Source organism: Erwinia psychrophila (genome assembly GCF_039023475.1).
In the GTDB taxonomy this organism is placed as follows: domain Bacteria; phylum Pseudomonadota; class Gammaproteobacteria; order Enterobacterales; family Enterobacteriaceae; genus Erwinia.
On record NZ_JBCHVB010000002.1, the window covers coordinates 477,080 to 499,806 of the forward strand.

Sequence of the window (22,727 nt, forward strand, 5' to 3'; positions counted from 1 at the left end):
CGGATGGTAACAAGCTCGCCACAGGCTGTCGATAAGCAGGATAAACCCCTGGCGGGCTCTAAATTGTTCAGCCTTTAAGCCGATAAAGAAATAACCATCGTGCCCGGATAATAAGCGGAGCACGATTTTATTTAATGCCTGTGGAGAAGGATTTCTGGCACATTCCACTGGATAAGGTTTGAAGTAGATGAGTCATCCTCCTGAACTGAGTAACCTGGCAGCCGGTGACGATCAGAACACGACGGTTTTTACCCGGCGCCTGCTGACCTCTCTGACGCTGCTGCTGAGCGGCGTCATGGCTATGGCGATGCTGATGGTCGTCGGTATCGCCTGGCAACAGAATAAAGCCGCCGTCCGCCAGGAAAGTGCCCTGTTAGAGAACGCCTGGAATAACAGCCGTCAGCATATAATGACCGACGTCCGGGATTATGCTTTCTGGGGCGAAGCGTGGAACAACCTGCACCTGAAGGTGAATACCGTCTGGGCGTTTGACGAGCAAAACCTTGGCCCGGGTTTGTACAGCGAATACCATTATGAAGGGGTCTTCGTGGTGGACGGTCGGGGGATCACACGCTACGCGGTGATCAACGGCAAGCTGGAGAACATCCAGCTGGAAAGCTGGCTTGGGACGCAAACCGCCTCGCTTGTCCGCCGGGTTCGCGCCCTTGCCAGCAACGAAAATGCGTTAACGCAGAATGTGATGGTGGGGACGACGCCCGCCATTATTGCTGCAGCGCCCATTACAAACGGCAAGGTTTCCGGTCTGAAAACGATCCCGGGCCCACCCTCAGTTTTGATCTTCGTAAACCGGTTCACCCCTGAAAAGCTGAAAGCCTTTGGTGACTCGGTAGGCGTAAAAAATGCCCGCATCATGGTGAACGGGCAGGATGAAAAAGCGCAGCCCTATTTGCAGGAGGATATCGCCGAGTCTGCGCCGCTGATCATCCGCTGGGATAGCAGCCAGCCCGGCCAAAACCTGCTGATTTATCTTCTGCCGGTGCTGTTTATTTCGGCAATCGTGCTGGCGCTGGTGGCAAGAAGGCTCACCCGCTATGCCATGCATAATGCCGCGATTTCCGATCGCCGCTTTGCGCAGCTTACCCACAGCCAGCGCGAACTCGCCGCCAGCGAGGCGCGCTTCCGTGACGTGGCAGAAGCCTCTTCGGACTGGATTTGGGAAATTGATAGCCGGGGGAAAATCACCTATCTGTCGGCCCGCTTCGCTGCCGTCACCGGATTTGAAACCACCTTGCTTACGGGCAGGTCGATTGACGAGATCCTCCGGCACGACAGGGTGCCGGTATCCAGCTGGATATTCCGTCAGCGGACCGAAGGGCAGCGCAAGCAGCTACGCTGCTACTCCTGTTCCGCCCAGGGAATGAAGCGTATCTGTAGCCTGGTGGCCAACCCGGTAGTGCAAAACGGCGAGGTGACTGGCTACCGCGGCACGGTGTCGGACATTACCGAGGAGGTTGAAGCGCAGGCGCGCATTCATTACCTTTCGCAGCATGATGCCCTGACCGGACTGCCTAACCGGCATTATATGCGGGAGTTTTTGCAAAGCAGGCTGCTGACGCAGCCCACGCAGGATCGTCCGCTGGTGGTGATCAGTCTCGATCTTGATCATTTCAAGCCGATCAACGATACCTGGGGCCACGCGGTGGGTGACGCCGTACTGAACGATGTTTCTCATCGACTGCGCAGCGTGCTGAGTGCCGGCGATCTGGTTTCACGGGAGGGCGGCGACGAGTTTATTCTGATCGTCTCCGGCTTAAGCTGTGAGGCGGAGATAAATGCCTGTTGCCAGGCGCTGCTTGAGGCGCTTGCGCTGCCGTTCTGTTTCGGTCAGCAGGAGCTGTTTATGGGGGGAAGCATCGGGATTGCGCTGGCCCCAAGAGATGCTAATCAGCCTGATGAGCTGCTGCGTCTGGCCGATATCGCGCTCTTTAAATCGAAGCGTGAAGGACGTAACCGCTGGAGCTGGTACACGCCGGAAATGGCCGAGCATCTGTTTAAGCGGCGTGAAATGGAGCGGAATTTACGGCTGGCGATCGCGGGTGATGAACTGCGCCTCTTTTATCAGCCGCGTTACTGTCTTCAGAAAGGGCGGGCTGAGGGAGCAGAAGCGCTGATCCGCTGGGAGCATCCGGCGACCGGGTTAATCATGCCGGACTGCTTTATTCCCCTGGCGGAAGAAACAGGGCTGATTATCGACGTCAGTGAATGGGTGCTGCTGCGGGCCTGTACCGATGCGTTAAGCTTGCCGGGGTCGATGTATGTCTCCGTCAATATCTCACCCGTCGAGTTTCGTAGCGGTAACCTGGCGAAGCGGGTGGCGAATGCGCTGGCGAAAAGCGGCCTGGCAGCGAGCCGCCTTGAACTGGAGATCACGGAAAATATCACGCTGGAAAATCCGCAAAGCGCGCTGGAAATTATGCGGGAACTGAAAAAAATCGGCGTGAAGCTGACGGTAGATGATTTCGGCGCAGGTTACGCCTCGCTGGGCTTCCTGAAAAACTTCCCGTTTGACGGCATGAAGCTGGATCGCTCCTATATGCATGATTTCCCGCATTGCCGCCAGGCATACTCTATCGTTGAGGGGATCATCGGGCTGGGTAAAGCGTTCTCGCTGACCGTCACCGCCGAGGGCATCGAAACGCGCGAGCAGCTTGAAGAGCTGAAGATTATCGCCTGCCAGGAAGGACAGGGTTACTACCTTGGCCGCCCCGTGCCGCTGAACATCTTTCTGCAACAGCTGGAAAAGCCGGTTATCGCAGAGGGGAGCCTGTCATAAGCAGCAAAAAGCGAGGTTATCGGCAACGTGCCGGTTCTCCTCGCTTATACGTTTATCAGTAGTCTGAAAGCCCGTTGCAGACGGGCCTGGCAGCTAGCGGACTTTCACCGCAACCAGGGTCATTATAACGGCAAAGGCAATAAAGATAGCCAGTTCCATAATGCGCTCCTTTTCCGGGACACACCCTGATTATAATGCACGTTACCGGTCAGATAGTGAACAATGCATGCCCTTCCGGCCCGCGTCACAAAAAGAAAGGGTGGCCAGAAAGCGGTTCTCTTCAATGTCCTTATTCTGTTAACCTTTTGTGGAATTTGCTGAAAATTAACGCAGAGGAGAGCAACAATGACATTTTATGGCAAGGGCGCGATGGTCGCAGCGCTGGTGATGCTGGCAGGTTGCCAGTCAGCGTCTCATAAAGAGAACGCCCAGGCCGCAGTTGATCCGGAAATGGACCGCTGTGGCGCATCTCAGTACCAGCAGTATGTAGGTAAACCGCTGTCTTCAATCGACGGCGTGAGGTTTACTCACCCGATTCGTGCCATTCCGTACAACTCCGCCGTCACGATGGATTTCAACCTCAACCGGCTCAATTTTATGGGCGACCAGCAAGGCACTATCTCCCGCGTCTACTGTGGCTGAAAGCCAGACCGGAGCCTGCCGGCCTGATAGCGTAACGCTTTCCCTGACGGAGAGGCTGGCTTAGTTTCCCTCTCCGTCAGTGGGCGCCTCTTTTTCAACTTCCTGCCACCCATTTGCCTCTCCCGGCGAATGCCTGAGCAGGCGGTTATCTGGCCGGAACATGAAGAGGCAGAGGTTGACGCAGACGTGCGAATTTACTGTCACATTACTGCAACGGCCGCAGGGTAGATTATTGAAGTAGCAAAGGTGACCTCCCCGTCCCTGCAACAACGTAGTGCTTGTCTTATTCCCGCTTCGTGCGGGATTTTTTTTATGCCGCAGTGAAAAGGGGAGATGTCAGGCGTTAGCGTTTATTCAGCAAAGCATGGTTCAGCAGGCGGACACCTGCGCTGGCGGGACGGTAATGGAAGGCTCAGGCGTTACGCGTCGTTATTTTCTTCAAGCAGCTGAGTCAGCAAGTTACGGTAACCCTGAAGCCTGACTGCATCCACCTCGCCCTCAAGTCTGGCAATAACGCTGGCTATCATCGCCTTACTGCTGCGGGGCCGGCGGCTGCGCATCACTTCAGTCATAATGGCCGCCAGCAGCTCGCTCTCTTTCGGGCCGTGAAAGGCCGGACTGTTAAAATAGTCTGTAATGGCGCGGCCTGCACCCGGTGCGGAATACCCCATGATCGCCCTCCAGAAAAGCTTTGCCCTGCACCCGGCAACATGCCGGCACAGCAGGGAATAAGGTCTTAAAACGATCCGGTTTGCCAGGGTGGCAAGCCGCGGTGCTGCGTGAAAAATAAACAGGTGGAGATAATAAATACTGTAGATGTGAGCGCTGATAAATCCAGTAACAATCGGAAATATTTCCGCTTCTGCTTGTCGCCCCAGCAAGGCGAGAGGCGGTCAGACTAACAATCTATGCCCGTAACATTTCTGAACAGATGACTGTTTGGCCTGACCCAGGCTTATTCAGGCACGCTTAACCGGACGCTCAGGCGGGGAAGAGGTGATGAATTCGTCCTGCACAAAAAACAGCCAAAAATAAATATCGATATAAATCAATTGTTTATATTTTAATATGACTTATTTCATCATGGGGGGTTGTATCAGGCTGGGCGTTATGAGTAAATGCATCGTCGGTTTTGAAACAGACAACGTATGCGAGCAATTTTAGTAAAGCAGTTTTCAGTTAAAGCGTTATCTCAGATATCTCTTCTTCCTGACTTCCTTCTTAAGTGCCTCATAAGTCCACCCTGTTGACAAACCCCGTGCCCTTAGTGGCTTAATACTTACTGAAGGAAAGACAAATGTCTAACAAAATGACTGGTTTAGTAAAATGGTTCAACGCTGAGAAAGGTTTCGGCTTCATTTCTCCAACTGACGGCAGCAAAGATGTATTCGTACACTTCTCTGCAATCCAGAACGGCGGCTTCAAGACGCTGGAAGAAGGTCAGAAAGTTGAATTCTCTATCGAAAACGGCCAGAAAGGCCCAGCTGCAGCTAACGTAACTGCACTGTAAGTTTTTGAGAGAACCTCGCTGACGACGGATAATGGGGTAACCCGACGCCGTCGCCACTGAGAAAGAAAACCCGCCACCGGCGGGTTTTTTGCGTTTGAGATTCCCCCTCTGCTGACCCATCGCTTCCGACCCGCCTGCGCCGATTAAGATTCCATACAGTGTAACCAGTAAGCCCAGCTTTCCCCTGCAGGGTAAAATTTTCTAAATCTCACTCATCTCCGCAATCACTACCCGTTAGTGCGCCGCTATTGTTACACTATGATTTCCCTGAGTTGTCATAAGGCTTCGTCATCGCACGATGGAATCCTGGAAGGTTAACCTCATTTCAGTCTGGTTTGGCTGTCTGTTTACCGGGCTGGCAATCAGTCAGATTATCCCTTTTCTTCCTCTCTACGTGGAACAGCTGGGCGTTACGGATCATGAATCGCTGACGCTCTGGTCAGGGCTGATTTTCAGCGTCACCTTTATGATTTCTGCCATCGTGTCACCCATGTGGGGCAGCCTGGCGGACAGAAAGGGGCGTAAGCTGATGCTGCTGCGCGCCTCGCTGGGCATGGGGTTGGTGATTTTTTTACAGGCGTTTGTCACCAATGTCTGGCAGCTGTTCCTGCTGCGGGCGCTGATGGGGCTCACCTCAGGCTATATTCCAAATGCAATGGCGCTCGTGGCCGCACAGGTGCCGCGCGATCGCAGCGGCTGGGCGCTGAGCATGGTGTCGACCGCCCAGATTTGTGGGGTGATTATGGGGCCGCTGATGGGCGGTTTCCTCGCTGACTGGGTTGGCCTGCGGGCGGTATTTCTGATCACTTCGGCGCTGTTGTTGACCAGCTTTCTTATCACGCTTTTTCTGATTAAAGAGGGCGGGCAGGCCCGGATCAAAAAAGAGGATAATCTCAGCGGCCAGATGGTGTTCCGTTCGCTGGCGCATCCCGGGCTTATTATCAGCCTGTTTATGACCACGCTGGTGATCCAGCTGTGCAACGGCTCGATCAGTCCCATTCTGACGCTGTTTGTGCGGGAGCTTGAGCCGCAAGTGCAGAATATTGCCTTTATCAGCGGCGTGGTGGCGGCGATTCCGGGCGTTTCGGCCCTGCTTTCCGCCCCCCGGCTGGGTAAGCTGGGCGACCGGATAGGGGCCCAGCGCATTCTTTTTGCTGCACTCATCCTGACCTTTATTCTGTTTATGGCGATGTCATGGGCAGACAGCGCCATTCAGCTGGGCGCGCTTCGCTTTCTGCTGGGCTTTGCGGAAGGGGCGATGATGCCTGCCGTGCAAACGCTGCTGCTGCGCCATTCCAGCGATCGTGTTACCGGACGTATATTCGGCTATAACCAGTCCTTTATGTATCTTGGCAATGTCGTCGGCCCGCTGATGGGATCGGGGATTTCGGCCATCGGCGGCTTTCGCTGGGTATTTGCGGCCACGGCGGTGGTGGTGCTGGCAAACACCGTGCAGCTGATGATGGTATGGCGGCGTAAAGCGGCAAATAGCAAGGAATAAGCGTCTCTGCTGGCCGTTTTTGACAGAATATATCAAGCGCCGGGCGGGAGAATATGCGCCTGTTGACGGGGTTTCACCCGCGGTGATATTTACGTCATACTTTCGCTTAGCTGCTGAAATTGCACCGCAATTACCTGTTCCGTTTTTCTCCGGTCAGTGTTAACGTCATGCTTTAACTCGCTGAGACATTCTCATGAAAAACCTCATCGCAGAACTGTTGGTTAAACTGGCGGAAAAAGAAGAAGCGTCAAAGGAGCTGGTCGCTCAGGTTGAGGCGCTGGAGATTGTGGTGACCGCGCTCCTGCGTAAAATCGATGGCGACCAGTTGCAGCAGATAAATGAAAGTATCAGCTCGGCGTTAAAAACCGCGACGGACGATGCGACGATCGATCCCGGCGATACCTCGCTGCTGGAGAACTATATTCAGCGTCTGCTTACGCACCCCCGCCATTAAAACCTGCTGCGCCCGCTCCCCAATCTGATTCAGGCTGCCGCGTTAACGGCGCGTTTCCGTTACGCTGACCTGCTTAACGCGGTTGCTGAAACAATCCCCGCTGTTTCCCGGATAACGGTATCTCGCCATCAGACATTAAAACAGCCCCCGTTTGTGACTCACGCATTGACTCACAGCTTTCACGTTAATAATTTCTTAAACATTTAAACCAGTGCAATAACAGGTGGTTATCTGTTTTACCCTACCGTTTTACCCTACCGGATATTTTCCGTTCCCTTATTAATGCCAGGCTTATTACAGATTTTTAATCCCTGAGCGGAACATAAAATAATAAAGGAGTGCTGTGTGAGCTATCAAAATGCCCTTGTGTTACAGGATCTCCCCCAGATGAAGCCTGTCCGTGTGCCCATAGGAGAAACCGATATTCTTCTGTTCCGCGACGGAGAGGAGGTTAAGGCCTGGCAGGCAAACTGCCCGCATTCAGGAGGACCTCTGGAGGAGGGGGCCGTGCAGGATGGCCGGCTGATCTGCCCGTGGCATAAAGCTAACTTCAGCCTTGAAGATGGCAGCATGTGTGAACCCCTGGCCCTCAGCGATCTGAAACGGTATCCCGTGCGGGTGCTCAACGGCATGGTCCAGATAGATCCTGAGCCGCTGCCGCCGCTTTATCACTTTTCAGCCGGTGAAGAGACGCCGGTTTTTGTCATTCTTGGTGCGGGCGCGGCGGGCAGCGCGGCCGCGTGGACGCTCAGGCGGGAAGGATTCAAAGGCCGGCTGGTGCTGGTTGAGCGGGAAGAAGAGGCGCCCTATGACCGGACCGTTCTCACTAAATTTGTGCCTGCCGGCAAAATGAAAATCGATGAGGTCCCGGCACTGCTGGATGAGGATTTCTCACAGTACGTGGAACGGATGCATGGCGAGGTTGAGCAGCTGGACAGCCATCAGAAAAAACTGCGGTTCGCCGACGGCGCTATCCTTAATTACGACAAACTGCTGATTGCGACCGGCGGCATTCCACAGCGGCCCGGTTTTGAAGGGAAGGCGCTGTTCGGCGTTCACGTGCTGCGCAGCATCGAACAGGCGGAGACCCTGCTCGGTGAGGTGGAGCAAACCCAGCGGCTGGTCATCGTCGGCAACAGCTTTATTGGTATGGAACTGGCTTCTGCCCTGCGCAGCCGTGAGATCGATGTGCAGGTAATCGCCCGCGATCCGCTGCCGTTCAGGAAACCGTTTGGTGAACAGCTGGCCCGCTTTTTCCGCGATCTGCATGAAGAGAACGGCGTGAAATTTATTGAGGGCGAAGTGGCGGCGCTTACCGGTGAGGAAGGCAAGGTGACCGGCATCAAGCTCAAAAGCGGCACCCACGTTCCGGCAGATATCGTGCTGCTGGCAACCGGTATTTCACCCGGAACCGGTTTTATTCACGATCTTCCGCTGAGGGATGACGGAAGCCTGACTGCCAACGACCATCTTGAGGTGGCCAGCCACGTCTGGGCAGCGGGCGATATTGTGAGTTTTCCGGTGGCAGAGGGCTACCAGCGAATTGAACATTTCCGGGTTGCCGAGCAGCAGGGCAGGATTGCGGCGAAAAATATGCTGGCAAGAGAGGACGTTTACGATCGCGTTCCCTTTTTCTGGACCGCGCAGTTCGGTACTCGTTACGAATACCTTGGGCACGCCAGTGAGTGGGATGACTACCGGCTATTGGGATCGCTAGCGGAGAAAACCTTCGTGGCGTTGTACGGTCATCAGGGGAAATTGCTGGCGGTTGCCTCTTGTGGCATGTATACGCTGACGGCCGATCTGGTGCAACGGATGCAGAAGCCGATGACGATGGACGAGGCTGAAGCGCTGGCCGTCTCCGCGCTGAACCAGTAAGCGTTAAAACGCGACAGCGCTGCGCGTGGAGAAGTAAAGGCAGGGGCAGTTACGCCCCTGCTCTCCCTCAGGATTTACCCATACTGGCCGACTTTGCCATGCAACTCTGCATCGCTTCGATCACCGCAGAGCGGAAGCCTTTCTCTTCGAGCACCCGCACCGCTTCAATGGTTGTCCCGCCGGGTGAGCAGACCATATCCTTCAGCTCGCCGGGATGTTTACCCGTTTCCAGCACCATCTGCGCCGAGCCTTTCACCGCCTGCGCGGCGAATTCATAGGCCTGGGCACGAGGCATACCGCCCAGCACGGCGGCATCCGCCATCGCTTCAATAAACATAAACACATAGGCCGGCGCGGAACCACTGACGCCCACCACGGCGTGGATCATCGATTCGGGTACCCGCGCTGCTTTACCGAATCCGTTGAAAATAGCGAGGATTTCATCCGTCTCCTCTTGCGTCACCAGCACATTTGGAGTGACGGACGTCATGCCTTCATTCACCAGCGCGGGTGTGTTTGGCATTACGCGGACCAGCTTACGATCGTGACCCAGCACTTCAGCCAGCGACGCCAGCGTGACGCCAGCCGCAATAGAGACCACTACCGTCTCATTATTCAGGCTGCCAGAGACCTCTTTCAGCACGTTCAGAATCACGTTGGGCTTAACGGCGCCAAACAGAATATCTGCCTGCTTTGCCACTTCTTCGGCGCTGCCACCGGGCGTGATGCCATACTCTTCCTGCATCGCCCGGTTGGTTTCCGGCTTGTGGTCATAGACCCAGATATTTTCTGCTTTTACCTGACCGGCCGAGACCAGGCCGCCGATAATCGCCTTCGACATATTGCCGCAGCCAATAAAGCCGATTTTCTTTTCCATCATGAGGCTCCCTGTTTGATTCGGTTTTTCACTGCGTCTAGCTTACGTCATTCGTCGCTATATGCCAGCGCGATACTTGCATCAGCGTCACTGCCTGTCTGCATACCCTGGCGCTGGACAGATTAATCAACAGTGTTCACAAGCCGGTGAGAAGGGTTAAGGGTTACCCGGCAGAACAGTGGGTTGGTGGCATTCTGTTCCCCGTGGCCATAACCTCGAACGTTTTGATCAGATTAAATTTGCCATTCTGGAAAAGAACGGCAAGATCAGCATCATTCCCGTCTCAACATAGAAGGAAATGGCGATGCCAATCTGGGTGGATGCCGATGCGTGCCCGAAAGTGATTAAAGAAGTGTTGTACCGTGCGGCCGATCGGGCGCAGATGATGATAACCCTGGTGGCGAATCAGCCGCTCAGCGTTCCGCCCTCAAAGTTTCTGCGTACGCTGCGCGTACCGGCCGGGTTTGACGTGGCTGATAATGAAATTGTACGCAGGGCGGAAGCGGGCGATCTGGTGGTGACAGCGGACATTCCGCTTGCCGCAGAAGTGATGGAGAAGGGGGCTGTGGCGCTCAATCCGCGCGGCGAACGCTACAGCGATGCCACCATTCGTGAGCGCCTGACCATGCGCGATTTTATGGACACCATGCGCGCCAGCGGCGTGCAGACCGGCGGGCCTGCCACCCTCAATCAGCGCGACCGCCAGCAGTTCGCGAATGAACTTGATAAGTGGCTACAGGCGCAAAAAAATCAAAAATGACCGTATGCGGTCAGGCCAGTTCTGACCGCAGAATCACCTGAAACGTTGTTTTGCTGTTAACCCGCTTGCTGACGTCATTGTCAGCCTTGTGGTGGACGTCCTGATGATAGCCACCACTTCCCTCTGGAACAGAAGATTTGCCCCGCGCCGCCCTGCCGTTTTGGATGATTGCGCCGCTTTGTGACGGATAACGGGAGAAACGGGCAACGGAGATGCTCCGTGTGTGACTTTATCTGCGTAAAATGATGGAGTTAGCGATTTTCTTCCTGCTGCCCCGCCAACGTTACTACTGGTCGCCACCGGCGATTATCGGTATGATGCGACGCTAAATTAACCCATTTCACTTCTACGGCGGCGCCTCAGCGAGCCACGTAAAAGTTCAGGACGCTCCAGCTATGTCATTACCTCTTTTTCTGATTGGCGCACGCGGTTGTGGGAAAACCACCGTTGGTCAGGCGCTGGCCGAGGCATCTGGTTACGCTTTTGTGGATACCGATCTGCATCTTCAGCAGGCGACAGGACGCACCGTGGCGGATATCGTGGCAGCGGAAGGCTGGGAGGGGTTTCGCCGCCGTGAAACCGAGTCACTGCGGGCGGTAACGGCGACGGCCAGAGTGATCGCCACCGGCGGCGGTATGGTGCTGGCGGCGGAAAATCGCCACTTTATGCGCGAACAGGGTCAGGTGATTTACCTGCAGGCTGGCGCAGAGATACTGGCATCCCGTCTTCAAGCCTACCCCCAACAGGAGCAGCGTCCAACCCTGACGGGCCGTCCGATTGCGGATGAAATGGTTGAGGTGCTCGCCTCCCGTGACGGGCTTTACCGTGAAGCGGCGCACCATGTAGTCAACGCCATGCAGTCACCCGATCGGGTCGTGAATGAGATTATGGCGCTGCTTTGCCTGGCCCGGGCAGGCTGAGCGCGTAGTAAACCGGCTCGCCAGGGCCGGTTAAGCCTTCGGGAAGCCCGTGATCTTCTCCAGATGATAAAAAATGCCAGTAACTGTCTATACTTAAGGCAGTAGTGCGATCGGGTTATTTCGCACGGCTATCCGCCCAGTCGCTTTTTTATCATTGTCCAGAAGGAGAGTTATATGCCAGGCAGACCTCCATACCCGCGTGAGGCGCATATCGTGCCGGTGGAAAAGGGAACGACAGGAAATACCGTAACCTGGTATGAGCTGCGGGCCGATCACCCCAAGCCAGATACGCTTATCAGCGAACATGAAACCGAGCAGGAAGCGCAGGACGCTAAAGAGCGTTACGAAGATAAGGATAAAGAGTAAACATCGCTGGCAGGGAAGCCACAGAAAACCCTTTTACGGCGCAGGCCGCACAATCACCGGTTGCGATTATTTCAGCATATTCTGCTGCATTGTCAGCCTTATTCAAGTAAACCGGCAGGTTATTGCCGGGCTCTCGCCGATAATCCTTTTTCACTACCCTGCTTTTTGCGATATCGTCCTGACACAGAGACGCATTTCCTGGGCCTTCCCCTTGACCCTGGCCGGCCATCACTTTATTTTTCCTTACTCAGGGCCCGGGTGTGCGGAAATGCGCTGGCGGGTCAGTTTTAACGCTTAACCGGATGATCCATTGACTGATTTACAGATTGATCCCTGCTTACCTTCTGTTGCAGAGCCTCTTTCAAAGGCAGATGCTATGCTTTCTCTATCCGTGGCGTCCGGTTACGGCACAGCCGGCAGCCAGCTGGCTGAAAACGCTACCACAGCGGATAGTAAAACGATGAAACAGACACTCGCAACGTTAACTCTGGGGAGCGATGCCCGCCGCGATATCCGGCCTTTGCTGCTTGAACAACTGCCCGAAGATCAACTCTATTCTGTTGCGCTGCTGGATGGCCTGCGGGAAGAGGAGATCTTACGACTTTACGGGCCTGTGGGCGGCGAGAAAGTGGTAATGACGCGTGGTGAAGGGGGAAAGGATGTGCAGCTCTCCGCCGCGCGGATTGAAGAAGCCCTTCAGGAAAAGATTGTTGCGCTGGAAGCGCAGGGTTACGAAACCATTCTGTTGCTTGGCGGCGCGGAGTTCAGCCACCTTCAGGCCAGCCAGGCCACGCTGCTCGAACCTTACCGGCTGCTGCCACCGCTGGTTAATGCGATTACCGGGGGACATCAGGTCGGAATTGTTATCGCGCGTGAAGAGCACCTCGCAGAACAGCGCAGAAAATGGCAAAGCCTGGGCCAGCCGCCGGTATTCGCTGTCGCCAGCCCCTGGCAAAACAGCGACGACGATCTGGTCGATGCGGCGCTGATGCTTCAGGAAAAGGGTGCCGACGTCGTGGTTCTGGACTGTCTCGGCTATCATCAGCGGCATCGTGATTTTTTACAAAAACTGTTGGGAATCCCCGTGCTGCTGTCCAATATGCTGATGGCAAAGCTGGCGGCAGAACTGCTGGTGTAACGGGCCCTGTTCAGGCGTGGAACACCTTCATTTTACCTTGTCTATGATTACAATTTAAGGATGTGCCTATGCTCAACGTCAGCGAGTACTTCGACGGAAAAGTGAAATCGATCGGTTTCGACAGTGCCAGTACAGGACGTGCCAGCGTGGGCGTAATGGCGGAGGGGGAATACACCTTTGGAACCGGACAGCCGGAGGAGATGACCGTCGTGAGCGGGTCGCTGAAGGTGCTACTGCCGGGCGAAACGGAATGGCAGCATTACGAGCCGGGGCAGGTGTTTAACGTGCCGGGCCACGCGGAGTTTCATCTCCAGGTGGCGGAACCCTCATCCTATCTCTGCCGCTATCTGAAAGCCTGACGGGCGGTCAGCGGTAGCAGGCAAGCCCGCCGGAGTGCGCGGGCTTTGCCGGGAAAGTCGGGGGCGCCCGGCTAAACGGCCTGAAGGGGAGCGCAGGCTGCCCTTTATTTTGCGCTGATGCGCGCTTAGCGCTGAGCTTCGCCGCCTAACGCTTCGATGGTATTACTGATAAGGGCGCTCAGTTCGCTGGTCATCAGAATAAAATCGGCATCAAACCTCGCCTGAACATCTTCACGATCGATATCATCATTCTGTTCGCGCAGCGTGTCTGAGAATTTCAGGCGCTTCAGGGAACCATCATCCGAAAGCAGCAGCTGTACGCGCTCCTGCCAGTCCAGCGCCAGCTTTGTCACCAGCTTGCCCGCTTCGATATGGTTAGCGATTTCGTCACAGACCAGATCCTGTTTCTTGCAGCGAATAACGCCGCCATCTTCCAGCAGGGCCTTCAGCTCTGCTTCATCCATCAGCGCAAAGCCTGCTGGGGTATCACCGGAGCGCACCCATTCGGTCAGCGTCAGCTCAATCGGGCTTTCCAGCGTCAGCGGCACCACCGGCAGCGATCCCAGGCTTTTACGCAGCAGCGCCAGCGTATCTTCCGCTTTTTTGGCGCTGGCGCAGTCCACCATGATCATGTTGTTGACCGTGTCGATCCATACAAAGGTCTGGCTGAAGCGGCTAAAAGCGCGGGGCAGCAGGCTGTGCAGCACCTCATCTTTCAGCGAGTCTTTTTCCGTTTTTTTCAGCTTGCGCTGCTGCTCGGCTTCCAGCTTGCTGATTTTGGCTTCCAGCGCCTGTTTGATCACCGGCGAAGGCAGGATCTTCTCCTCTTTACGGGCGCAGATCAGGATCTGTCCATTATTCTCGTGGGTCAGCGCGTCGCCGCGCGGGCCCATCGGCGACACCCAGCCGGTTTTGGCCATATCCTGACTGCCGCAGGGAGTGAAGGAGAAGAGCTCAAGCTGTTTTTCCATCTCGTCGGCCGCCAGTGGGATCTCGCGATTCAGACGATATACCATCAAATTCTTAAACCACAGCATTCTGCTTTCCCTCTCCGTGCGCGCAACGGGCGCGCTAGTTCAACGTCAGGGCGCATGATAGCGAATCGGCGGCGCTGTTTCATTGCCTTTCCGCCCGCCCCCTTCTAAGGTTAAGGGCGAAGCATCAAATAATGAGGAATAACAAGTGCGTATCGGGATTGATTTAGGCGGAACGAAAATTGAGGTGATTGCGTTGTCCGAACAGGGCGAGACGCTGTTTCGCCATCGCGTGGCCACGCCCAGGGATGATTATCCGCAGACGATAGAGGCGATAGCCGGGCTGGTTGCGCTGGCAGAAGAGAAAACGGGTGAGCAGGGCAGTGTAGGACTCGGGATACCCGGCACGCTCTCTCCCTTCACCCGCCGGGTAAAAAATGCCAATTCAACCTGGCTTAACGGTCAGTCTCTGGATCAAGATCTGCATAAGCGGCTGGGACGGGAAGTGCGGATCGCCAACGATGCAAACTGTCTCGCGGTTTCCGAAGCGGTGGATGGGGCGGCCGCAGGCTGCCAGACGGTCTTTGCCGTTATTATCGGCACCGGCTGTGGCGCCGGCGTGGCGCTGAACGGCCAGGCGCATGCCGGAGGTAATGGTAACGCCGGGGAATGGGGTCATAATCCGCTTCCCTGGATGGATGAGGATGAGCAGCGTTACCGGGACGAAGTCCCCTGCTACTGTGGCAAGTCGGGCTGCATCGAAACCTTTGTCTCCGGTACCGGTTTCGCCACTGACTACGCGCGGTTAAGCGGAACAGAGCTTACGGGCGCGGAGATCATCCAGCTGGTGGAGCGGCAGGATCCCGTTGCCGAGCTGGCGATGAGCCGCTATGAGCTGCGTCTGGCAAAATCGCTGGCGCATGTGATCAATATCTACGATCCGGAAACGATCGTGATGGGCGGCGGGATGAGCAACGTGGATCGTCTCTATCAGACCGTGCCGCAGCTGATCAAAGGGTGGGTTTTTGGCGGTGAATGCGAAACTCCGATCCGCAAGGCGGTTCACGGTGACTCCAGCGGGGTACGCGGCGCGGCCTGGCTCTGGCCGCTCTGATACCTTTGTGAAAACGCTGTTGAACGTGGAGGCAGGCGCCTTTCAGCAGCGTTGTTAATTAGCCGGGTCGGAAGGCTAAAATGATTTTCGCCGGGAAATGCGGCGGCGGCGGCGGCAGATCCGCCGCGCTGCTGACCACGCCCCAGGCTTTCATGCATAACGCCTCATCGCCGGTGGTTCTCAGCACGCTGTAATGCTGGTTTCTGCCATACTCAATCGTCAGGTCACACTCCCGCCCCCGGTAGCGTTCAACATCAAAAAAATTGTTCTGAATCCCATACTTCATCCGGCGAAGATAGACGCAATCCTGCTGGTTCGCGTCGTGCGCGCTGGCGCATTGTGAACGGGCCAGCGTATCCATTTCTTCCGCCGTCATCAGGCCATGGCGAGCACTCTGACACCCGCTCAGCGCGGCAACCACGCCCGCAATCATCAGTCCTAACCCCCGGTAAAAATTCATTTTTATGCCCCTGCCAGGTAAAGTTTTCTCGATCAAGGCCGATAGTTTAGCCTGTTAGCATGCCGCTGACAGAAGAATCCAGCATCCCGGGTGATTTACGGATTATTCACCAGGCATCATGATGCAAACTCGCTGACGTCGCTGTGGGAGATGTAATGGCAAGGCGCGGGAAGTTGCTGGTTGCTTTTCAATTGATTCACGGAACTGAAATGAAATCACATCATAACCTTGCAGCCCTGGCGCTGTTCAGCACTCTCACCCTCACCGGGTGTGCGACAGAATCCTCCCGCGCGATTGAAGCCCCGCAGGTTACTGCCGCCACTCAGCCCGCTTATCAGGGCGTGAAAAGCCCGATTGCCGTCGGCAAATTTGATAACCGTTCTGCCTATATGAACGGCATCTTTTCCGATGGCGTCGACCGCCTGGGCAACCAGTCTAAAACCATCCTGATTACGCACCTTCAGCAGACCGGACGTTTTAACGTGCTGGATCGCGCAAACCTTGAGGAACTGAAAGCGGAAGCGGGCTATAAGCGCAGCGCGCAGAATATCAAAGGCGCGGACTATGTGGTTACCGGCGATATCACCGAGTTTGGTCGTAAAGAAGTGGGTGACCAGCAGCTCTGGGGCATCCTTGGCCGCGGCAAAACCCAGGTCGCTTACGCTAAGGTCAACCTGAACATTGTTGATGTGGCGACCTCGGAAGTGGTCTATTCCGTACAGGGCGCAGGCGAATATGCCTTATCCAACCGGGAAGTGATCGGCTTTGGCGGCACCGCCAGCTACGACTCGACGCTGAACGGCAAGGTGATGGATCTGGCGATTCGCGAAGCGGTCAATCATCTGGTCAGCGGTATTGAATCTGGCGCCTGGCGCGCGGCAAAATAACAGGATAAAAAAATGAGAACGTTAAAACTTATTCCGGCAGCCGCTGCGGTACTGCTGCTGGCGGCCTGCGCGCCAAAAAAAGTCACCACCTATTACTGGGGCGACTATCAGCCTTCGCTTTATAACTATTACCAGCACAGCACCTCGCCGGAAAAAGAGATTGAGACGCTGAATCTGGTGATGGAGCAGGCTAAGGCAAAAAATCAGCCGGTACCGCCAGGCCTGCACGCCCAGCTCGGGTTGCTGTATGTGGATACTGGCCGCGCGGACCTGGCGTTCGCACAGTTCAATGCGGAAAAAACGGCCTTTCCTGAATCGGCTCACTATATGGATTTCCTGATGCGTAATAAGCAGGGAGCGAAAAAATGAAAAAGTTGATGATGATGGCGACGCTGCTGGCGGCAGTTGTGCTGAGCGGCTGTGCGAAAAAAGCGCCTTACGATTACACTGCGTTTCGCGAGAGCAAGCCTGCTTCTATTCTGGTGCTGCCGGCGGAAAATAACTCGCCGGATATTAAGGCGGCACACAGCTTTATTTCGCTGGTGACTCAGCCGCTGGCGGAGTCTGGCTACTATGTTTTCCCGGTGGCGGTTGTGGAAGAGACTTTCCGTCAGAATGGTGTTACCACGGCGGCGGATGTCCGTTCCCTCAGCGCGGAGAAGCTTCACGGTATCTTTAACGCTGACGCGGCGCTTTATGTCGATATCACCGACTACGGCACCAAATATCTGCTCGTTGACAGTGAAACCCGGGTTTCGGCTACCGCCAGACTGGTCGATCTGCGCAGCGGCAAGCAAATCTGGAGCGGTCTGGCGACGGCCTCGGATTCTGAAAACAACAATAGTTCGGGGCCGGGCGTGATTGGTATCCTTGTTGCGGCTGCGGTGAAGCAGATTCACAGCACCGTCACGGATGGCGCGCATGACGTTGCCGGCGTCACCAGCAGTCGCTTGCTGACGGCGCGAGATAACGGCGGCCTGCTGACCGGCCCTCGCTTTAAATCGGCAACGAAAATCTGAGTTTCAAAACGGCAGTGAAATCTGCTCTGACGGGGAATCGCTCCCCGTCAGTAAAGTGGCAAAGGTTTCTGCGCGGCACGTCGTTTCTCGCGTCGTGGCAGACCCCTTTGCGGGCTGCGGGTCATGCGCCTTTCCGGGCTGCCGGTTTATTACTGTGCCATCAGCCCGGCGTCTCCAGCCGGCTGTAGCCCAGCCCGTTAACCTTACGCACCTTAATCTGCACCGGAATACGTTCCTTCATCGCCTCAACGTGACTGATTACGCCAATGGTTTTGCCGCTGGCGTTCAGCGCATCCAGCGCGTCCAGCGCACTGTCGAGCGTTTCCGCATCCAGCGTCCCGAACCCCTCATCCAGGAAAAGTGATTCAATCTGCGTTTTATGGCTGACCAGATCGGAAAGCGCCAGCGCCAGCGCGAGGCTGACGAGGAAGCTTTCGCCGCCGGAGAGCGTACGCGTGTCGCGTGTCGCGTCGGCCTGCCAGGTATCCACCACCTGCAGCTCAAGCGCTTCCAGCGATTTACGCTGCAGAAGGTAGCGGCCATGCAGCCGATCCAGCTGATTGTTCGCCAGCCAGACCAGATGATCCAGCGTCAGCCCCTGGGCGAATTTACGGAATTTATCCCCTTCCTTTGAGCCAATTAACTGGTTCAGGTAGCTCCAGTCTTCCGCCTGATGTTCATGTTCGGCTATCCGGGCCAGTAAAGCCTGCTGCTGCGTGCGGCGGGCGGCATCGCTGTTGAGCTGCTGGCGCGCTTCGCCCTGGCGCTGGGCATTTTCCTTCAGTCGCCGGGCGAGATCGGTCACGCTCTCCGCCAGCGCGCCCTCTGTCTCCGTCATTGCATCAGGCTTCTCAGCCTGATGCATCCTGAGGCTTTTTTCAGCCTGTGCCAGCAGCGTGGCTGCCTGCTGGCACGCTTCCTCATGATGTTTTTTCAGGGCAGTGAGACGGGCAATCTCCGCCTCATCAAGCAGGGCGGCGGTGAAGGCCGCTTCATCGCTGAAATGGCTGGCCGCCAGCGCGGTAAGCAGGGTTTGCTGCGCCTGCGTCAGCCTTTCAGCCAGCATGGCTGACTGTTCAGAAAGTGAATTATGCTGTCCGGTCAGGGTATTTAGGCGATCCTGCTGCTGTTGCCACTGCTTCTGCTGCGCCTGCGCTTCACCGGCATGCTGCTGCGTCACTGTTTTCAGCTGACTGAGTACCTCAGCCGTCTGTCGTTCACCAAACAGCGCCAGACGCTGCTGCTGCTGGTCACGCAGGGTAAGCCGCTCAGCGTTAAGGCGGCTTTCCAGCGCATCCAGCCGCGCCTGCTCTTTCGCTATCTCTTCGCTAAGCGCCTGCTGCTGGCTGCTCAGCGTCGCCAGCTCCGGTGCCAGAACGGCCAGCGCCTGTCCGGTCTGAAGCCATTGCTGCCATTCAGCCTGACGCTCCGCCAGCCAGCCTTCATGCTCTGCCGTCTCAGGCAGGGATAATCCGAGCGTCCGCAGGCTGGCCGCAAGCGTCGCCTGCTGCTCTTGCAGCGTGTGGCTTTCAGCGGCCAGCCGCTGGGTAAGTTCCGCCAGCGTCTGGTTTGAAGTAAGTAATTGCTGACTGGTCAGTTCCTGCTGCTGCTGAAGTGTTGTCAGCGCCTGCTGGTGCCGGGTCAGCGTATCTTTATGCTGTTGCAGCGTCCTGACGCCAAGCTGCATGCGGCTCAGTTCGGCCTGACGCGCGGTTTCTGACTGCTCCTGTTCACTCAGCCAGTCCGCCGCCTGTTGCAGGTTGTCCGGCGTCAGCGTCAGCGAAAGCGCTTCTACCGTTTCACGCCAGCGGGCGTGCAGGCGAGCGGTTTCACGACCGGTCTCCTCCAGCTCTAACCTCAGTTTTTCCGCCTGCTGCTGCAGATTTTTAACTTCTTCCCGCTTCGCGGTTCCCCGATCGTGCAGCGTCTGGACCTCAGATATCAGCGCCTTAAGGCGGTTCTGGTTTTCTGACGTTTGCAGCGCCTGATACTCCGCAACGGCGGGATGTTCGCAGGCGCCGCAGAGCGGGCAGGGCTGGCCCGCTTCCAGCTGCGCACGGTGCTGCTCAAGGCTGGCAATGCGTCGCTCAAGCTCACAGCGCTGTTCGAGATCGAGCTGGTGCTGATGCTTTTCTTTCCAGCTGGCGCGCAGGCTGTGCAACAGCTGTTCCGCGGCCTGAAGCTGCTGCTGTAACGCCCGCTGACTCTCTTGCTGCTTCTGGTGTCGCTGCGCCAGCTGCTGCCACTGAGGCAGAAGTAGCGCCAGCGTCTGGCGCAGGGGACGCTGCTGGTTCAGGCGGGTTAACGCCGCCTGCACCTTCTCTTCGGGATGCTGCATCTCCAGCGCGGCAAGCTCACTTTCAGCCTTAGTGACCTGTAGCCGGGCTTCTTCCATCGCCTGCTGCTGGGGGCGCGCCTGCTGGTCGAGCAGGGTGAGGCTTTGTTCAAGTTCGGTGACCGCTTTCTGCTGCCCGTTGATGCGCTGCTGGAGGGCCGCCAGCGCCTGAGCGCTTTCCTGCTGCCGGGTAAAGGTCATACGCCAGAGCGGCAACGATTCGCCCCAGGCGGCAAAGCGAGCATGCTCCTGCTGCCAGCGCTGATGTCCGCTCTGCTGTGCCTGTTTATCCCGCTCCGTCTGCTGCTTCTGCTGCTGCGTCAGGCGGCGCGTCTCCAGAGAGTGTTTGTACTCACTAACTTCCTGGCTGAGCTGGTCACTCTGGGCGCTCAGCGTGGCAATAAGGTTGTCCAGCGGAACCACTTTCTCTGCAATCAGCGTTTCCTGCTGCTGCCTGAATGCCTCATGCTGCTGACGGGCGGCTTCGGCAGCATTGAGCCGGGCAGTGCTGGCTTCCAGTGCCTCTGCCGCCTGCTGCCGCTGGGCGGAAAGCTGATTAAGGGCAGCCGCAGACGTCTCACAGTCCTGCCGGAGCTGATTACGCTGATGCCAGACGGGACGCAGCTTCTCCGCCGGTTCGGCCAGCGTCAGGCGGGCCAGTTCCGGCTCTGCCTGCTGGGACGCGCCGGTTGCCTGCTGTGCCGCCGTCTGCGCCGCGTGCAGGGCCGCCTCCAGCGTCTGGTTTTGCTGATGCCAGTGCAGTCTCTGCTGCTGCTGCTGATAATGTGAAGTGAGTACCTGCTCTTCTTCTGTTAGCTGATGTAACTGTGAGGCGAGCTGCTGAAGCTGCGCTTCGTCAAGCAGGGCCATTCCGCTGGCCTGCGCCCTCAGCGTCTCCAGCGCCGTACGGGCATTTTTATGCCGTTCAAAGACGCTGGCGGAGAGACGCCCGTAGATTTCGGTGCCGGTCAGTTCTTCAAGCAGCCCGGCACGGCTGTTGGCGTCGGCGTTCAGGAAGGCGGCAAACTGCCCCTGCGACAGCATCATCGATTTGGTGAAACGTTCAAAATCCAGCCCGGTGAGGGAGGCAAGCATATCCAGCTTGTCTTTCACCTTATCGGCAACAATGGTGTTATCGTCACAGCGGGCCAGCTCTACCCGTGGTGCCTGAAGGTTGCCGTCGGCGGCGCCCCTTGCGCGGTTCTGGCTCCAGAACGCACGCCAGGCGACCCCCTTTACCTCAAACTCCACTTCAGCCAGGCACTCCGCCGTGTCCCGCGTCATCAGATCGTTCTGCGACTGTGAGAGTTTCCCCAGCCGCGACGTTTCATGGTAGAGCGCCAGGCAGATGGCATCCAGCAGCGTGGTTTTTCCGGCGCCGGTGGGGCCGGTGATCGCAAACAACCCGCTGCTGGCAAAAGGTTCAGCGGTGAAATCGATCTTCCATTCACCCTTCAGTGAATTGAGGTTTTTAAACCTCAGCGTCAGGATTTTCATGGCTGCGCCTCATCATCCATTTCACTCAGCGTCTGTTTAAACAGCAGGGTCGCCCGGGCAAGCCGCTCCGGCGACTCCTCTTCCATCGCCAGCCGCCGGGAGAAAACTTCCTCAACGCTCAGCTCGCTGAGGGTTTCATTATTCTGACGGGCAATAACCTGCTCTCGCTGTTCCCGGCTCCGGCGAAGCAGCACCACCTCCACCGGCAGCCCTTCGGTGATATCGTGGATACGGCGCTGGATATCGTTCAGCCAGGCCTGGGTGACGATCTCAATATCCAGCCAGACCGGTTTGCCGTCCTCCCGTGGCTGGATAGCGGCAAGCTGCCGCTCAATCTCCTCCAGCGATCCCTTGATCATCTGCATCGGCTGAAACAGCGGCACGTTCAGCGGCGTCACCTGGCTGAGTTTACCTGCGCTGAACTCGACTAAAAACACGCTCTTCTCTTTGCCAAGTTCATCAAAACTGAGCGGGATGGGCGAACCGCTGTAGCGAATATGGTCGCTGCTGGCGATGCGCTGCGCCCGGTGAATATGCCCCAGCGCAATATAATCCGCTGGCGGAAAGGCCTGAGCAGGAAAAGCGTCAAGCGTACCAATGTAGATATCCCGCACCGCATCGCTTTTGGTTACGCCCACGGTGGTCAGATGGCCGGTGGCGATAATTGGCAGCGCCAGGCCGAGCTTGTCCCGCTGCCGCAACGCCGCCTGCCAGCAGCGCTGATAGTGCTGGGTGATCGCCTCCAGTAGCGTCTGCTGCTTCTCCCGCCCCGACTGGCCCGCCCGGCTCAGCGTAATATCCCGCGGGCGAAGAAAAGGAATAGCGCAGAGCAGGGCGCCCGGCTTGCCGTCACGGGTGTTCAGCATCAGCACCTGCTCCTCCGGATCGCTGCTGGCAGCGGCAATCACCCGGGTATTCAGGCAGGCGAGCAGCTCGCGGGATTCATTCAGCGTGGCGACCGAATCATGATTACCGCCCAGCACCACCAGCTGACAGCCCGCCTGCTGAAGCTTCACCACAAAACTGTTGTAGAGTTCGCGCGCATAGCTTGGCGGCGATCCCGTATCGAAAATATCCCCTGCGACGATAATGGCATCGACCTGATGCGCAATAGCCTGCGCCAGCAGCCAGTCGAGAAAGGCGTGATGCTCGGGCGCCCGGCTTTTGGTGTAAAAAAATTGGCCCAGGTGCCAGTCGGAAGTATGGATAAGTCGCATGGGATCCTTTGAAGATGCATACCGG

General features: G+C 56.7%; 21 protein-coding genes. 15 read left to right on the forward strand and 6 right to left on the reverse strand.

Features of this window, described 5'->3' with window-relative positions:
* Positions 1 to 187: 187 nt before the first annotated feature.
* Both AAH446_RS08225 and AAH446_RS08230 read left to right on the forward strand, forming a co-directional pair.
* Complete coding sequence (locus tag AAH446_RS08225) at positions 188 to 2,794, forward strand: bifunctional diguanylate cyclase/phosphodiesterase (RefSeq protein ID WP_342906223.1); 2,607 nt, start codon at positions 188 to 190, stop codon at positions 2,792 to 2,794.
* A gap of 345 nt (positions 2,795 to 3,139) precedes the next feature.
* On the forward strand, positions 3,140 to 3,436 hold the full coding sequence (locus AAH446_RS08230; RefSeq protein WP_342906224.1) for an I78 family peptidase inhibitor: 297 nt from the start codon (positions 3,140 to 3,142) through the stop codon (positions 3,434 to 3,436).
* A gap of 419 nt (positions 3,437 to 3,855) precedes the next feature.
* Here AAH446_RS08230 and AAH446_RS08235 read toward each other — a convergent pair whose 3' ends face one another.
* Positions 3,856 to 4,107, reverse strand: a complete 252-nt coding sequence (locus AAH446_RS08235) for a biofilm development regulator YmgB/AriR family protein (RefSeq protein WP_342906225.1) — start codon at positions 4,105 to 4,107, stop codon at positions 3,856 to 3,858.
* 626 nt (positions 4,108 to 4,733) lie between these two features.
* Between AAH446_RS08235 and cspE the strand changes: the two genes are divergently transcribed.
* From cspE to AAH446_RS08255, 4 genes are all read left to right on the forward strand, one after another.
* Entirely contained in the window at positions 4,734 to 4,946 is a 213-nt protein-coding gene (cspE, locus tag AAH446_RS08240) for a transcription antiterminator/RNA stability regulator CspE (RefSeq protein ID WP_013200976.1), read from the forward strand.
* 298 nt (positions 4,947 to 5,244) lie between these two features.
* Entirely contained in the window at positions 5,245 to 6,447 is a 1,203-nt protein-coding gene (locus AAH446_RS08245; protein WP_342906226.1) for a multidrug efflux MFS transporter, read from the forward strand.
* Between the two features lie 193 nt (positions 6,448 to 6,640).
* The gene (iraP, locus tag AAH446_RS08250) at positions 6,641 to 6,901 is read left to right on the forward strand and encodes an anti-adapter protein IraP (RefSeq protein ID WP_342906227.1); all 261 of its coding nucleotides are present in this window, start codon (positions 6,641 to 6,643) and stop codon (positions 6,899 to 6,901) included.
* A 345-nt stretch (positions 6,902 to 7,246) separates the two neighbouring features.
* The gene (locus AAH446_RS08255) at positions 7,247 to 8,779 is read left to right on the forward strand and encodes an FAD-dependent oxidoreductase (RefSeq protein ID WP_342906228.1); all 1,533 of its coding nucleotides are present in this window, start codon (positions 7,247 to 7,249) and stop codon (positions 8,777 to 8,779) included.
* Between the two features lie 67 nt (positions 8,780 to 8,846).
* On the opposite strand, the gene proC is transcribed toward AAH446_RS08255, so the two are convergent.
* On the reverse strand, positions 8,847 to 9,659 hold the full coding sequence (gene proC / locus AAH446_RS08260) for a pyrroline-5-carboxylate reductase (RefSeq protein ID WP_342906229.1): 813 nt from the start codon (positions 9,657 to 9,659) through the stop codon (positions 8,847 to 8,849).
* A gap of 301 nt (positions 9,660 to 9,960) precedes the next feature.
* Here proC and AAH446_RS08265 point away from each other — a divergent pair, with 301 nt between their 5' ends.
* The 5 genes from AAH446_RS08265 to ppnP all read left to right on the forward strand — a co-directional run bounded on the left by AAH446_RS08265 (position 9,961) and on the right by ppnP (position 13,199).
* The gene (locus AAH446_RS08265) at positions 9,961 to 10,416 is read left to right on the forward strand and encodes a YaiI/YqxD family protein (RefSeq protein WP_342906230.1); all 456 of its coding nucleotides are present in this window, start codon (positions 9,961 to 9,963) and stop codon (positions 10,414 to 10,416) included.
* Between the two features lie 395 nt (positions 10,417 to 10,811).
* A complete protein-coding gene (gene aroL, locus AAH446_RS08270; RefSeq protein WP_342906231.1) occupies positions 10,812 to 11,336 on the forward strand; it encodes a shikimate kinase AroL in 525 nt (174 codons plus the stop codon).
* Positions 11,337 to 11,510: 174 nt separating this feature from the next.
* Positions 11,511 to 11,702 carry a YaiA family protein gene (locus AAH446_RS08275; RefSeq protein WP_342906232.1) on the forward strand — a complete coding sequence of 64 codons (192 nt, stop codon included), beginning with the start codon at positions 11,511 to 11,513 and terminating at the stop codon, positions 11,700 to 11,702.
* Positions 11,703 to 12,162: 460 nt separating this feature from the next.
* The gene (locus AAH446_RS08280) at positions 12,163 to 12,840 is read left to right on the forward strand and encodes an AroM family protein (protein WP_342906378.1); all 678 of its coding nucleotides are present in this window, start codon (positions 12,163 to 12,165) and stop codon (positions 12,838 to 12,840) included.
* A 68-nt stretch (positions 12,841 to 12,908) separates the two neighbouring features.
* Entirely contained in the window at positions 12,909 to 13,199 is a 291-nt protein-coding gene (ppnP, locus tag AAH446_RS08285; protein WP_342906233.1) for a pyrimidine/purine nucleoside phosphorylase, read from the forward strand.
* 125 nt (positions 13,200 to 13,324) lie between these two features.
* On the opposite strand, the gene rdgC is transcribed toward ppnP, so the two are convergent.
* Positions 13,325 to 14,236 carry a recombination-associated protein RdgC gene (gene rdgC / locus AAH446_RS08290; protein WP_342906234.1) on the reverse strand — a complete coding sequence of 304 codons (912 nt, stop codon included), beginning with the start codon at positions 14,234 to 14,236 and terminating at the stop codon, positions 13,325 to 13,327.
* Positions 14,237 to 14,381: 145 nt separating this feature from the next.
* Between rdgC and mak the strand changes: the two genes are divergently transcribed.
* Positions 14,382 to 15,287, forward strand: a complete 906-nt coding sequence (gene mak, locus AAH446_RS08295) for a fructokinase (protein WP_342906235.1) — start codon at positions 14,382 to 14,384, stop codon at positions 15,285 to 15,287.
* A 58-nt stretch (positions 15,288 to 15,345) separates the two neighbouring features.
* Here mak and AAH446_RS08300 read toward each other — a convergent pair whose 3' ends face one another.
* Entirely contained in the window at positions 15,346 to 15,747 is a 402-nt protein-coding gene (locus tag AAH446_RS08300; RefSeq protein WP_342906236.1) for a cell envelope integrity TolA C-terminal domain-containing protein, read from the reverse strand.
* Positions 15,748 to 15,956: 209 nt separating this feature from the next.
* Between AAH446_RS08300 and AAH446_RS08305 the strand changes: the two genes are divergently transcribed.
* Genes AAH446_RS08305 through AAH446_RS08315 form a run of 3 tightly spaced genes read left to right on the forward strand, consistent with a single transcriptional unit; the run spans position 15,957 to position 17,653 of the window.
* Entirely contained in the window at positions 15,957 to 16,634 is a 678-nt protein-coding gene (locus AAH446_RS08305) for a CsgG/HfaB family protein (protein WP_342906237.1), read from the forward strand.
* 12 nt (positions 16,635 to 16,646) lie between these two features.
* Positions 16,647 to 17,003: a DUF4810 domain-containing protein gene (locus AAH446_RS08310; RefSeq protein ID WP_342906238.1), complete on the forward strand. Its 357-nt coding sequence runs from the start codon at positions 16,647 to 16,649 to the stop codon at positions 17,001 to 17,003.
* Positions 17,000 to 17,653 (forward strand): DUF799 domain-containing protein, encoded by a 654-nt coding sequence (locus tag AAH446_RS08315; protein WP_342906239.1) that lies wholly within the window; start codon positions 17,000 to 17,002, stop codon positions 17,651 to 17,653. Before AAH446_RS08310 ends, AAH446_RS08315 begins: the two co-directional genes overlap by 4 nt.
* Before the next feature lie 160 nt (positions 17,654 to 17,813).
* Here the strand turns inward: AAH446_RS08315 and AAH446_RS08320 are convergent, their stop codons facing one another.
* Together AAH446_RS08320 and sbcD are read right to left on the reverse strand one after the other, a co-directional pair.
* Entirely contained in the window at positions 17,814 to 21,485 is a 3,672-nt protein-coding gene (locus tag AAH446_RS08320) for an AAA family ATPase (protein ID WP_342906240.1), read from the reverse strand.
* Positions 21,482 to 22,702 carry an exonuclease subunit SbcD gene (gene sbcD, locus AAH446_RS08325; RefSeq protein ID WP_342906241.1) on the reverse strand — a complete coding sequence of 407 codons (1,221 nt, stop codon included), beginning with the start codon at positions 22,700 to 22,702 and terminating at the stop codon, positions 21,482 to 21,484. The genes AAH446_RS08320 and sbcD overlap by 4 nt, the downstream gene beginning before the upstream one ends.
* Positions 22,703 to 22,727 lie beyond the last annotated feature (25 nt).